General features: G+C 57.1%; 11 protein-coding genes. 9 read left to right on the forward strand and 2 right to left on the reverse strand.

The features are described 5' to 3' along the window. Window positions 1-112 precede the first annotated feature (112 nt). Both RAC60_RS19950 and RAC60_RS19955 read left to right on the forward strand, forming a co-directional pair. Window positions 113-2,209 (forward strand): bifunctional diguanylate cyclase/phosphodiesterase, encoded by a 2,097-nt coding sequence (locus RAC60_RS19950; RefSeq protein WP_205955664.1) that lies wholly within the window; start codon window positions 113-115, stop codon window positions 2,207-2,209. A gap of 72 nt (window positions 2,210-2,281) precedes the next feature. Further along, window positions 2,282-3,688, forward strand: coding sequence for a PLP-dependent aminotransferase family protein (locus tag RAC60_RS19955; RefSeq protein WP_054633191.1), 1,407 nt, complete (start codon window positions 2,282-2,284; stop codon window positions 3,686-3,688). Here RAC60_RS19955 and RAC60_RS19960 read toward each other — a convergent pair. Both RAC60_RS19960 and RAC60_RS19965 read right to left on the reverse strand, forming a co-directional pair. Next, complete coding sequence (locus tag RAC60_RS19960) at window positions 3,685-4,167, reverse strand: YlaC family protein (protein WP_006118156.1); 483 nt, start codon at window positions 4,165-4,167, stop codon at window positions 3,685-3,687. The two genes, RAC60_RS19955 and RAC60_RS19960, sit on opposite strands and share 4 nt — an antisense overlap. A gap of 78 nt (window positions 4,168-4,245) precedes the next feature. Continuing rightward, window positions 4,246-5,406: an amidohydrolase gene (locus RAC60_RS19965; RefSeq protein ID WP_164482573.1), complete on the reverse strand. Its 1,161-nt coding sequence runs from the start codon at window positions 5,404-5,406 to the stop codon at window positions 4,246-4,248. A 630-nt stretch (window positions 5,407-6,036) separates the two neighbouring features. Between RAC60_RS19965 and RAC60_RS19970 the strand changes: the two genes are divergently transcribed. From RAC60_RS19970 to RAC60_RS20000, 7 genes are all read left to right on the forward strand, one after another. Continuing rightward, window positions 6,037-7,038, forward strand: a complete 1,002-nt coding sequence (locus tag RAC60_RS19970) for an LLM class flavin-dependent oxidoreductase (RefSeq protein ID WP_375094205.1) — start codon at window positions 6,037-6,039, stop codon at window positions 7,036-7,038. Window positions 7,039-7,053: 15 nt separating this feature from the next. Beyond that, window positions 7,054-8,208, forward strand: coding sequence for an amidohydrolase (locus tag RAC60_RS19975; protein ID WP_110268396.1), 1,155 nt, complete (start codon window positions 7,054-7,056; stop codon window positions 8,206-8,208). 77 nt (window positions 8,209-8,285) lie between these two features. Beyond that, complete coding sequence (locus tag RAC60_RS19980; RefSeq protein WP_039342208.1) at window positions 8,286-9,599, forward strand: LLM class flavin-dependent oxidoreductase; 1,314 nt, start codon at window positions 8,286-8,288, stop codon at window positions 9,597-9,599. Between the two features lie 11 nt (window positions 9,600-9,610). Continuing rightward, window positions 9,611-10,549, forward strand: coding sequence for an ABC transporter substrate-binding protein (locus tag RAC60_RS19985; protein WP_205955662.1), 939 nt, complete (start codon window positions 9,611-9,613; stop codon window positions 10,547-10,549). 10 nt (window positions 10,550-10,559) lie between these two features. After that, entirely contained in the window at window positions 10,560-11,072 is a 513-nt protein-coding gene (locus RAC60_RS19990; RefSeq protein ID WP_006118148.1) for a GNAT family N-acetyltransferase, read from the forward strand. Between the two features lie 9 nt (window positions 11,073-11,081). Continuing rightward, a complete protein-coding gene (locus RAC60_RS19995) occupies window positions 11,082-12,008 on the forward strand; it encodes an amino acid ABC transporter permease (RefSeq protein WP_058708812.1) in 927 nt (308 codons plus the stop codon). Beyond that, window positions 11,992-12,786, forward strand: coding sequence for an amino acid ABC transporter ATP-binding protein (locus RAC60_RS20000; RefSeq protein WP_006118146.1), 795 nt, complete (start codon window positions 11,992-11,994; stop codon window positions 12,784-12,786). The genes RAC60_RS19995 and RAC60_RS20000 overlap by 17 nt, the downstream gene beginning before the upstream one ends. Window positions 12,787-12,788: the final 2 nt, after the last annotated feature.

Genomic DNA, 12,788 nt, shown 5'->3' on the forward strand with positions numbered 1-12,788 from the left:
TTAAAAAAGCCTAATTTAGTCGTTTCCCGCGCCGATAAAAGGGTAACAAGGCGAAAATTCCTTTTCATCATCTCTTTAACAGCGGCGTGTTCGGCGCTATTCGGAAATCACTATGTTAGTGGCCTCATACAACTCATTCATTGTCGTCATTTCGGTCTTAGTGGCGATGCTGGCTTCATTCACCGCGCTGGATATGGCGGGACGGGTTGCGACCTCAACCGGTAAAGTGGCCCTGGCGTGGCTCTTTGGCGGTGGCTTTGCCATGGGGATAGGGATTTGGGCCATGCACTTCATTGGCATGCTGTCCATGGACCTGAACATGATGATGAGTTACGACGCCTCGCTGACGGCGCTGTCCGCCGGCATTGCGGTGTGCGCATCCATCTTCGCCTTGTGGCTGGTTTGCCAGGGCAACCTGCCGCTGTTCCGCTTGCTGGGCGGCGCGATTGTCCTGGGCTGCGGCATTGTCGCGATGCACTACACCGGCATGGCCGCGCTGATGCTTTCACCGGGTATTCGCTGGAAGTGGGGCTGGGTCGCGGCTTCAGTCGTTGTTGCCCTTGTGGCCTCGGTGGCCGCACTGTGGCTGGCTTTTAAACTGCGCGAAGGCCCACAGGGGCGAATTGCCGCCTTGCGGCTGTGTGCCTCTATCGTAATGGGGGCCGCGATTGCCGGCATGCATTATACCGGCATGATGGCGGCGGAGTTCCCGATGGGAAGCCACACGATGTCATCCGGCGTCAACAGCAACTGGCTGGCGATTGTCGTCACGGTAGTAACCCTCGCCATACTGGGGATTACGCTGCTGGTTTCCATGCTGGATGCCCGTATGCAGGCGCGCACCTCGATCCTGGCCAGCTCGCTGGCTGAAGCCAACCGTGAGCTGGCACAACTGGCGCTGCACGACAACCTGACCCGGTTGCCAAACCGTATTCTGCTCGAAGATCGCCTTGAGCAGGCCATCAATAAAGCGAATCGTGAAAGCACGCAGTTTGCGCTGATGTTTATGGACCTTGATGGCTTCAAGGCTGTAAACGATGCCTTTGGTCACCACATCGGTGACAGCCTGTTGATCAGCGTCACCAAAAGAATGAGTGACCAGATGAAAGGCTACTACACGCTGGCACGTCTGGGCGGCGACGAGTTTGTACTGCTGATTGAAATTACCGAGCCGAATGATGCGGCGGCGGTCGCCGATCAGCTGGTTAAGGCCGTTGACCGCCCGTTCCCCATTTCGCGTTACGATCTGGTGGTCTCACTGAGCATTGGCATTGTTGTCTATCCCGGTGATGGCGAGGATGAGCGCGAGCTGATGTTTAATGCCGATGCCGCGATGTACCACACCAAAAACAATGGCCGAAACGGTTACACCTTTTTCCAGCCTTCTATGAATCTGCTGGCACAGAGCCAGTTACAGTTGAACAACGACCTCTGGCATGCGCTGGACAATGATGAACTGCGCCTGTTTTATCAACCCAAATACTGCGCACCGCACGGCCCGATTCTGGGCTTCGAAGCGCTACTGCGCTGGCAGCATCCCCAGCATGGCCTGCTGTCGCCGGATCGCTTTCTGCCGATAGCGGAAAAAACCGGCATGATTGTGAATATTGGGGGATGGGTCATTAACGAAGCCTGTCGCCAGCTGCATCAGTGGCACCTGCAGGGCCATCAGACGTGGTCAGTCGCGGTCAACCTGTCGGCGCTGCAGTTTGAGCAAAGCAATCTGATCGACACCGTTAAGCTGGCACTGGCGACACACCAGATTCCGGCGGAGCTGTTGACGCTGGAGGTGACCGAAACCACCGCCATGCGTAATCCCGATGAAAGCGTGCGGATTCTGACTGAACTGACGCAGTTGGGCGTGAAAGCCTCGATTGATGATTTTGGTACCGGCTATTCCAGCCTGTTGTATCTTAAACGCCTGCCTGCAAGTGAGCTGAAAATTGACCGCGCCTTCGTCAACGAACTGGAGCATCATTCTGAAGATGCCACCATTGTGTCGGCCATTGTGGCACTGGCGCAGTCATTGCAGTTAAAGGTCGTGGCAGAGGGCGTGGAAACGTCGGAACAGCAAGCGTTTCTGACCCAGCTTGGCTGTAATACGCTGCAGGGCTATTTGCTTGGCAAACCGCTGCCACCCGATCGGATCGATGAGCTGAAGGAGTTTGTCGGCCCGCACGCTACTGAGCCTGCCGCACTGGAAGTGTAAGGCCCGCCAGGGATTTTTGTTAGCGCTGATCAACATGATAAAGTGACGCCTCTGCATCAGGAGCGACAGGCCGTGGCGAAATATCAGCGATTAATGGATGACATTCAGCAGCAAATAGAAGCCGGTATCTGGCCGCCGGGTACCCGGCTCCCGTCGCTGCGCCAGCAGGTCGCGCGTCAGGGGCTGAGCCTGATGACGGTGCTGCATGCCTACGAACTGCTGGAAAGTCAGGGCTGGATCGTTTCGCGTCCGCAGTCAGGCTATTACGTCGCGCCCCGTGCCCTTGCCGCCGCGCCGCTCAGCGTTGCCATCAGCGAACGGGTCGATATTAATGACTTCGTGTTCGATGTGTTACAGGCCTCGCGCGATCCCGCCATTGTGCCGTTTGGCTCAGCTTTTCCCGATCCGGCGCTGTTCCCGCAACGTCCGCTGATGCGTTCGCTGGCAAATGTCTCGCATCAGCTCACGCCCACGGATGCGCTGCATAACCTGCCGCCGGGCAACGCGACATTGCGCCAGCTCCTGGCTCAGCGCTATGCCCGCCAGGGCATCACCTTGTCGCCCGACGAAATCGTGATAACCAGCGGCGCACTGGAAGCCCTGAACCTCAGCCTGCAATCGCTCACCGAACCGGGTGACTATGTGGTGATCGAACAGCCCAGTTTTTATGGTGCCCTGCAGGCCATTGAGCGCCTTAAGCTCAAGGCGCTGGCGATCCCGAGCGATACCCAGCACGGCATCGACCTGCAACAGCTTGAAGACGCGCTTCAGCGCTGGCCGGTTAAAGCCTGTTGGTTAATGACCACGCTGCAAAATCCCCTCGGCGTGACCTTAACGCCGGCGCGTAAAGCGCAACTGGTTGCCCTGCTGGAACGCTATCAGGTGCCATTGATTGAAGATGATGTCTACGCAGAGCTATGGGACGACAACAGCACACCGCCGTTGCCCGCTAAAGCCTGGGACAGCCAGGGGAATGTGCTGCACTGCGGTTCCTTTTCGAAATCGCTGGTGGCGGGGTTCCGTGTCGGTTGGGTCGCGGCCGGGCGGCATGCGCAGCGAATTCAGCGCCTGCAACTGATGAGCACACTCTCGACCAGCGCGCCGATGCAGTTGGCGTTAGCCGATTTCCTGGCGACCCGACGTTACGATAATCACCTGAAACGGCTGCGGCAAAGTCTGGCTAAGCGTCAGCAACTGGCGCGCCAGGCCCTGATAAAGGTGCTGCCTGCGCAGTCAACGGTCAGTGACGCGGCGGGGGGCTATTTTTTATGGGTGACGTTGCCAGACAGTATTAATACCACACAGCTGTATCAGCGTGCGCTGGCAGAAGGGATCAGTATTGCACCGGGACAGATGTTTGCCGCAGGCGAACAGTTCAGTCACTGTTTTCGGCTTAACACCGCCTGGCCGTGGGATACGCGGGCCGAGGCGGCGGTGGTCACGCTGGGCAGGTTAATGGCAGAGATGGCGCAGGATTAAACCTGAGCGGCCTGACGATGTCCCCAGGTCAGGTAATACACATCGTAAAAGTCCACTTCACCTTTCTGCTTCAGCAAACGGGTAATGCCGCTTTTTACACGCTCTGGCGCATCCGGCAGTGACAGGATACGGGAGACCGCCTGTTCAGGGACGGGCTCCACGTAATACCATTCGCCGTTGTAGCAAACCCGCAGATCCAGAGCATCAATATCCTCAAAACGGTATTTAGGATTGATGTCCAGCAACATCAGAAAGCTCATCACCAGCACAAATGCCGTCGCAAACCAGAACGCGGGCCAGCCCAGCATATCCGTAGAAAAAATCAGCGCGACGCACAGGCCATAGCACAGGTACATCACTGCCCACAGTCCGGGATGGGTTTTTAAAAACGAGAAGCTGAAACGCGGCAAATTATCGCGGCGTCCTTCACGGTTTAGCGTATTAATTTCGTCGATTAAGATCTGTTTAATGGCGTCCATCGTTCCCCTCACTTTCAACTGATAGCGATTAGAACAGATAACAGTCAACTTGTTCAGACACAGATTACGCCCGTTTTTCTATAACAGTTGCGCCAATGCCTCCTTGCGCGCCGCAATCCGGCGTAGGGCGTGCGGAGCCAACTGACTAAAATAGTCGACAGCCGGTCCCATCAGCGCTTCGTCAGGGTTAAAGGCCGGATGATGAAGCCCCGATTCACTGGCACTGCCAATGCTGACAAATGCCCCCGGCACCTGCTGCAGGTAAAAGGCAAAATCCTCACCTCCCATCAGCGGTATTTCAGCCCGTTCGGCGCGATAACCGCTTTGGGCAGCCTGTTGCAGGGCAAAGTCGGCCCATTCCGGGGTATTCAGCAGCGCAGGCGGTCCCGTTATCCACGCCAGTTCAGCGCGCGCGCCAAAGCCCGACGCGATGCCCTGAATCAGCGCGGTCATGCGTTCAGGCATGTGCTCACGTATGGTCGCATTGTGCGTACGTACCGTACCTTCCAGTTCCACCTGCTCTGGCAGCACATTCCAGGTATTGCCGGCGGTAAAGCGGGTGACGCTTAACACCACCGTGTCCAGCGCGCTAAAGACGCGAGCCGGTAGGGTTTGCAGTGCCGAAACGATATGACTGGCGATCACGATGGCATCAATGCCTTCCTGCGGTCGGGCGGCATGCGCACCTTTACCCAGCACCCGAATGGTAAAGCGGTCAACATTGGCGTAAAACGCGCCGGGGCGGGTGCGCAGCGTACCCAGCGGCAAATCCGGCGCGTTATGCAGGCCAAAAATAGCCTGTACGCCCGTCAGTGCACCGGCATCAATCAGCTGTCTGGCACCGTCGAACGTTTCTTCTGCGGGTTGAAAAAGAATGCGTACCCGGCCAGGCAGGGCGGCTTCCTGCTGTTTCAGCTGATGCGCAACGCCAAGCATGACTGACGTATGAATATCATGTCCGCAGGCGTGCATGACGCCGGGCCGCTGAGATTTCCAGGGCACATTCACCGCCTCGTCAATGGGAAGGGCGTCAATGTCGGCGCGAAAAGCAATCAGCGGCTCGCCCTGACCAATCTCCACCACCACACCTGTCGTTAACGGCAGGGGCAACAGACGAATATCCGCCTGCTGTAACCAACGGGTAAGACGTTCCGTGGTCGCAAACTCCTGATGAGAGAGCTCGGGATGCTGATGCAGTTCACGCCGCCACTGCACCAGTTTTTCCGTTAAAGAAGTCATGATTCTCCTGATAACACAGGCTGAGACCCGGTCAGCAAAATCGGCCGCGTTGTCTTTAAATTTGATTGGGCTGCCAGCGATAATCCGGTAATACCGTGAGGGCACTGTCGTTCCGCGATAATGGCGTTTGGATAAAAGCTTGCTGCGCGTTGTTCTTTTTACGCGTCTCAGGCGCAGGAATATTATTCAGGCATGAACCGCTGTCAGAATACGTCTGATTAGATGTGTGGTCTGGCGTGGCAGGCGGGATAGCCGACAGTCTTTTTTTTGAAAACCCACCCGATTTCAGAACGTTTTCCCGTATCAGGCCAATGATGTTGTTCATCCTTCTTTTCCTCTTGAAACGCGGTATTTTTACAATGGTTTCATCATTAAACGTTCTGTCTGTCAGATAAAATAAGGAATAGCGCAAAGCTTAGTGAAAATACGCAAATGCCTGAGATATGTTGCCGGGTTTATTTCCACAGGTCGTCTAAACAGGGAGTCGGAAATAACGTTATTCTCTGCCTGGTTTTTATTATTTTAAATTCTATTGCCGTTTTTTAACTTCATATTCTCATAATTGTTGTTTTACGAAATATAACGTTCTCGCCACACTAGCTTTCAAAGGAAATAAGCGAGGGCAGGTGAATGGCATATCAGTTAAGTCTGTTAGATAAAGCGCCCGTGGCGGAAGGGGAATCGCCCGCCGCGGCCCTGCAACGTACGCTGCGGCTGGCGCAACAGGCCGAGAAATGGGGCTATCACCGTTTCTGGCTGGCTGAGCATCACAACATTGAACAGCTGGCGAGTCCGTCGCCCGAAGTGTTAATCGCCTGGATTGCGGCACAAACGACGCGCATCCGGCTGGGATCGGGTGGCGTGATGCTGCAGCACTACAGCCCTTACAAAGTGGCAGAAAATTTCAATGTACTGGCCTCGCTGGCCCCCGGACGTATCGATCTGGGTATTGGCAAAGCACCGGGCGGCCTGCCGCTTTCCACCCGGGCGCTGCAGCGCGGTGTGCATCAGGATGAAAAAGGCAGCTTTGCGGAACAGCTGCGCCAGTTAGCACACTGGCTGACACCCGGCGCGGCGCAAGAGGATAAGGACGAAACGTTACGCGCCACGCCGATACCGGCGCGCCCGGCGCAGCGTTTTTTGTTGGGTGGCAGTGAACAGAGCGCACAGCTGGCGGCAGAGCTGGGCTGGCAGTTTGTCTTTGCCGCTCACATCAATGGTGATCGCCCGTTACTTGAGCGTGCACTGAAGACCTATTCACATCTGACCCGCGGCAAGCGGGCACTGGTGGCGGTACAGGTTGTGGTGGCGGATTCTCCCGCCCAGGCCGATCTGCTGGTCGCGGGGCTCAAACAGTTCCATGTCCAGGTTAAAGACGGGCCGGGCGTCAATGTTGCCAGTCTGGAACAGGCTGAACGTTATGTCCGTCAGGGTGGATTCACGGACTACCTGATTGAGCCGCGCACGCCCTCGCTGCTGAAAGGCACGGCCTCACAGGTTCACGCGCAGCTTGACGCGCTGCATCAGAACTTCAGCATTGATGAATTCGTTATCGACACGCCGGTTGCCGATGCGCGCGCCCGATATCGGTCTCTGGAATTACTGGCAACCCATCAATGGGTCGCTGCCTGAATCGCCGAGGTCATGATGAGTCTGAACGAAGCACAGCTAATTGAATGGCGACGTGAACTGCATACCTGGCCCGAACTTTCCGGTCAGGAATTTGCCACCACCGCGCGCCTTCGCCAGTGGCTCCAGGCCGCCGGGGTTCGCTTACTGGATTACCCACTGGCAACCGGCGTGGTGGCGGAAATCGGCCAGGGTGAAAATCTGATCGCACTGCGTGCCGATATTGACGCGTTGCCAATCCATGAAGCCAGCGGCGTCAGTTTTCATTCCCGTCAGCCCGGCGTCATGCATGCCTGCGGTCATGATCTCCATACTGCCGTCATGCTGGGCGCAGCCCTTGAGCTGCAGACAAGGGCGCATCAACTACCAGGACGGGTACGTATTTTATTTCAGCCCGCCGAAGAGATCGCACGCGGTGCCAGACAGTTTATTGAGGCCGGCGTGCTGGAGGGCGTTCAGGCAATTTTTGGCATGCATAACGAGCCGGGCCTGCCGAGCGGCACCTTTGCCACGCGCAGCGGTGCGTTTTATGCCAATGCAGACAAGTTCGTCATTCAGGTTACCGGCAAAGGCGCGCACGCGGCGCATCCTGAGCAGGGCGTGGATGCCATTGTGGTGGCCAGCCAGATTATTCAGTCTCTTCAGACGCTGACCAGTCGCAGCTTCAATACGCTCGACAGCCTGGTGCTCAGCGTGACCCGTATTGATGGCGGCAAAACCTGGAATGTATTGCCGGGTTCTGTGGAATTTGGCGGCACTGCCCGCACCCACGACCTGCAACGCCGTGCCGAACTGGAAGACCGTGTGCGCACGCTGGTGGAGCACATCGCCCGGGCCAGCGGCGCGCAGGCCAGTCTGAGCTGGCACGCCGGACCGCCTGTGCTGATCAATGATGCGCAGTGGGCGCAGTTTACCAGCGAAGTAGCGCACGATGTCGGCTATCGGGTACAGACGGCTGACCTGCATCTGGGGGGAGAAGACTTTGCCTTCTACCTGCAGCAGGTGCCCGGTGCCTTTGTCAGCATCGGCAGCGGCAGCGACTTTGGTCTGCACCATGCCGGTTTTACACCCGATGAAGCGTCGATCGCGCCCGCTGCCCACTACTTTGCTCAACTCGCGCAGCAGGCCCTGCGCCATCTTCATGACCGATGTCGTGAACCCGCCCTGAATTAAGTTCCACTTCCTGACGACCTGTGCGGCTTGTCGCGGACAACCGCCTGGCATTGTGACGCAGAAAAAAGAGAGTAATCATGACCACAAGACAGCTTAGACTGGGTACCCTGTTGCACGGTGCCTCGGGTAACATGTCCGCCTGGCGCCACCCGGCCGCTCAGGCGGATGCCAGCATCAGCTTCGACTATGCCAAAAAAATCGCGCGTAAAGCCGAGCAGGGCAAACTGGACTTTCTGTTTGTCGCCGATGGTCTGTTTATCAATGAAAAATCGATTCCTCACTTCCTGAACCGTTTTGAACCTTTAACGCTGCTCTCGGCGCTGGCCGGCGTTACGGAACATTTAGGACTGGTGGGCACGGTCTCCACTTCCTATAGCGAACCTTTTACCGTGGCGCGCCAGTTTGCCAGCCTGGATCATCTGAGCGGTGGACGCGCGGGCTGGAACGTCGTCACCTCGCCACTCGAAGGGTCGGCAAAAAACTTTTCCCGCCAGCAGCACCCGGAACACGCTTTGCGTTACCGCATTGCCGACGAATACCTTCAGGTAGTGAAAGGGCTGTGGGATTCATGGGAAGAGGATGCCTTCGTTCGCAACAAAGAGAGTGGCCAGTTCTTCGATCCCGCCAAACTACACACACTGCATCATCACGGCGATTTCTTTCAGGTACAGGGGCCGCTCAATATTTCACGCACGCCGCAGGGACGGCCTGTCATTTTCCAGGCCGGCGCGTCTGACGACGGTAAAAAGCTGGCGGCGCGACATGCCGATGCCATCTTTACGCACCAGCCGACGCGGGAAGAAGCCCAGGCCTTTTACCGGGATGTGAAGCAGCAACTGGTGAAAAACGGACGGCAACCGGACGATTTGCATATCTTTCAGGGCGTCAGCGTCATTGTGGGTCGCGATGCAGAGGATGTGGAGCAGCAGTATCAAACTACCGCTGCGCTGGTCTCGATTGATGATGCGCTGAATTATCTCGGCCGCTTCTTCGATCATCATGACTTCTCCCAGTATCCACTCGATGCGCCGTTCCCCGACGTTGGCGACATTGGCCAAAACAGTTTCCGCAGCACCACCGACGAAATTAAACGCAAAGCCCGTGAACAGGGACATTCACTGCGCCAGGCGGCACTGGAAGCCGCCACGCCACGGCCGCTGTTTCATGGCACGCCAGCGCAGGTTGCCGACGGCCTGCAGGCATGGTTTGAGAGCGAGGCTGCAGACGGTTTCATCATCAATGGCGGTACGCCGGATACGTTTGAGCGCTTTGTTGATGAAGTGGTGCCTGTTTTGCAGGCGCGTGGCCTGACAAGACGTGAGTATCCGGGGCGCACACTGCGTGACAGCTTCGCCTTGCCCAAGCCGGTCAATCAGTTCACTTTGCAATAAGGACCTTTGCTATGCAGAAAAAAATGCTGATGGCGCTGATGCTGCTGACGGCCAGCGCTACCAGCCATGCCGAAAGCACCAGCGTCGCGGTAAATGGGCAGCGCGTCAGTCTTGAAGCCAATAAAACGCCTGTCCATACCGTAAAGAATGCGCAGGCCATCGCACAGTTGCCCGCCGGTTATCACTTTGCTGTGCCGGGTTCGTTCACGGTGGCGGTGGCGGCCCTGAACTCGCCGCCGCTCACCGTTTTCTCGGACGACAATACCACGCTGTTGGGGAGCGAAGTCGATATCGCGCGACTGGTCGCAGACAGCCTGGGGTTAAAGCTCAACGTGGTGCCCACCTCGTGGGAGGACTGGCCGCTGGGCGTGGCGTCCGGAAAATATGATGCCGCCATTACCAACATCACCGTGACGAAGGCGCGCAAAGCGAAATTCGATTTTGCTACCTACCGCAAAGATTCGCTGGGGTTCTACGTAAAAACCAGCAGCCCGATTAAATCACTCACTCAAGCCGACGATATCGCCGGGCTGCGCATCATTGTCGGTTCCGGGACCAATCAGGAGGCCATTTTACTGGCCTGGGACAAACAAAATCAGGCCAAAGGGCTTAAACCGTTTACACCCATTTATACCAAAGACGATGCGGCACAGACGCTGGCGCTGCAGGCCGGACGTGCAGATGCCTATTTTGGCCCTAACGTGATTGGCGCCTGGAAAGCCGCGCTCAACGGTAAGACTCGTCTGGTCGGCAGTGTGGATGGCGGCTGGCCCAAGGCGGCGCATATTGCCGTGACGGTGAAGAAAGGCAGCGGCTTAGCGCAACCTGTCAGTACGGCGCTGAACGGCGTCATTCAAAATGGCGCTTACCAGAAGGTACTGGATCGCTGGGGCGAAGGCGTTGAACGCATCGACCATTCCGAAATTAATCCACCTGGTCTGGGTGACTGAGGCGCACACGATGAGTCAACAGCAATTCCGTGAACTGTCACCTGATGCACCAGAGTTAGAGCCCATTCTCACCGGCTTATTTGGTGAATATGCGGCCCGCTATGGCGATTACTTCAGCCGCCACAAGGAGCAGGAAAAAACCGAATGGTATCTGCCGCCGCACGGCTTATTCATCGTGCTGGAGCGCGACAAGGAGATTATCGCGATGGGGGCGTACAAACCTTACGACGCGCAGACGGCAGAGCTGAAGCGAATCTGGACGCGTGGCGATCTCCGGCGACAGGGGTTAGCCCTGGTGGTGCTGAAAGAGCTGGAGCGACGGGCCCTGCGCGCCGGTTATCAACGGCTGTTTCTGACTACCGGTTTCCGGCAGCCCGAGGCCGTTCGCTTATATACCGGCCACGGCTATGAGCCGCAGTTCGATCTGAGTGGCGATCTGGAGCGTTACGGGCAGCCACCGCACGATGGCCGCTTACGGTTTATCAAAGTGATCGGCGTGCACAGCGTTGTGCAGGCAAGTTAAGGAGTCAGTATGAACTCTCATCAACATTTACATGTCGTGCCTGCCCGTTATCCTGCCCGCACGCTGGGCGCGGTGGTCGCGCTGTTTATCCTGGCAGGCGTGGTGCAGTCGGTCGCGTTTAATCCACGCTGGGAATGGGGCGTGTTTGCCCGCTGGTTCTTTGATCCCGTCATTCTGCATGGTCTGGGGCAAACGCTGCTGCTAACGCTGTTGGGCACGGTATTCAGCCTGCTTTTAGGCGGGCTACTGGCGCTGGCGCGGCTGTCGTCGTCCTGGCTGCTAAGCAGCCTGGCGTGGGGATACATCTGGCTGTTTCGATCGCTGCCGCTTATCGTGGTGCTGATCATTCTCTATAACTTCTCTTATCTCTACGACACGCTGTCCATTGGCGTGCCTTTTACCACGCTGTCCTGGGGCCATTTTCAGACGATTAACGTGCTGGGGCAGTTTCCGGCGGCCGTCATTGGCCTGACCCTGGTCCAGGCGGCCTACAGTGCAGAGATCATCCGGGGTGGTTTTCTGGGCGTTGATCACGGTCAGGTGGAAGCGGCTTCCGCACTCGGGCTGTCTGCCACGCGGCGCACCTTCCGCATTATTCTGCCCCAGGCCCTACGCGCCATTATTCCCACGGCCTTTAACGAAATTATCAGCCTCGCGAAGGGCACGGCAATGGTCTATGTGCTGGCGATGCCGGAACTGTTTTACACCATTCAGATGATCTACAACCGCAACCAGGAGGTGATCCCCTTACTCATGGTCGGTGCGGCCTGGTATCTGATTATCACCACCGTTCTGTCACTGATTCAGCACAGCGTCGAACGCTGGCTGGCGCGTAGCGTCAGCCGTGAACCCCAACCGTCGCGCTGGCGACAATGGCGCAGCCGCGTCACACCGCTCAATCCTGTTGAGGAGATCAGCCATGTCCGAAGCCATTGATTACCGCGTAGCGCAACGTACCGGGGCCATCAGCATTACCGGGGTCAGCAAACGTTTCGGCAAGCTCAAGGCGCTGGACGACGTCTCGCTGGAACTTGAACCCGGTTCTGTGACGGTGATTCTGGGGCCATCCGGTTCAGGAAAGTCGACCCTGCTGCGCACCATCAACCATCTGGAACGCGTGGACGAAGGCTTTATTCAGATCGACGGTGAGTACATCGGTTATCAGCGTCGGGGAAATACACTCTATGAACTGAAGGCGCGAGCGATACTGCGCCAGCGCGTCAACGTTGGCTATGTTTTTCAGAACTTCAATTTGTTTCCTCATCTCACGGTGCTGGAAAATTTAATCGAAGCGCCGATAGCGCACCGGCAGCTCTCAAAACGTGAGGCGATCATCCGGGCTGGCGAGCTACTGGAGACGGTCGGCCTGCGCCATAAAGCGGATGCCTGGCCGCGTCATCTGTCGGGCGGTCAGCAACAACGCATTGCGATTGCCCGGGCCCTGATGCTGCAACCCCGTGTCATGTTGTTTGATGAGCCGACTTCCGCGCTGGATCCTGAACTGGTAGGCGAGGTGCTGGATGTGATTAAAAAACTGGCCCGCTCCGGCACCACCCTGGTTATCGTGACGCACGAGGTTGGCTTTGCCCGTGAAGTTGCCGACAACGTGGTGTTTATGGTGGACGGGAAAATTGTCGAGCAGGGCAGCAGTGCCCAGGTGCTAAACCATCCACGTCATGAACGCACCCGCCGCTTTCTGGCACGCGTATTATAAGG

This window comes from Pantoea sp. BR_17, from assembly GCF_041955125.1.
In the GTDB taxonomy this organism is placed as follows: Bacteria; Pseudomonadota; Gammaproteobacteria; order Enterobacterales; family Enterobacteriaceae; genus Pantoea; species Pantoea stewartii.

Bases quoted from the DNA above. Each gene is read 5' to 3' on its own strand.
- RAC60_RS19980 (WP_039342208.1), top strand. From the start codon at position 8,286: ATGACCACAAGACAGCTTAGACTGGGTACCCTGTTGCACGGTGCCTCG.
- RAC60_RS19960 (WP_006118156.1), bottom strand. From the start codon at position 4,167: ATGGACGCCATTAAACAGATCTTAATCGACGAAATTAATACGCTAAAC.
- RAC60_RS19975 (WP_110268396.1), top strand. From the start codon at position 7,054: ATGAGTCTGAACGAAGCACAGCTAATTGAATGGCGACGTGAACTGCAT.
- RAC60_RS19970 (WP_375094205.1), top strand. From the start codon at position 6,037: ATGGCATATCAGTTAAGTCTGTTAGATAAAGCGCCCGTGGCGGAAGGG.
- RAC60_RS19995 (WP_058708812.1), top strand. From the start codon at position 11,082: ATGAACTCTCATCAACATTTACATGTCGTGCCTGCCCGTTATCCTGCC.
- RAC60_RS19965 (WP_164482573.1), bottom strand. From the start codon at position 5,406: ATGACTTCTTTAACGGAAAAACTGGTGCAGTGGCGGCGTGAACTGCAT.
- RAC60_RS19950 (WP_205955664.1), top strand. From the start codon at position 113: ATGTTAGTGGCCTCATACAACTCATTCATTGTCGTCATTTCGGTCTTA.
- RAC60_RS19985 (WP_205955662.1), top strand. From the start codon at position 9,611: ATGCAGAAAAAAATGCTGATGGCGCTGATGCTGCTGACGGCCAGCGCT.
- RAC60_RS20000 (WP_006118146.1), top strand. From the start codon at position 11,992: ATGTCCGAAGCCATTGATTACCGCGTAGCGCAACGTACCGGGGCCATC.
- RAC60_RS19990 (WP_006118148.1), top strand. From the start codon at position 10,560: ATGAGTCAACAGCAATTCCGTGAACTGTCACCTGATGCACCAGAGTTA.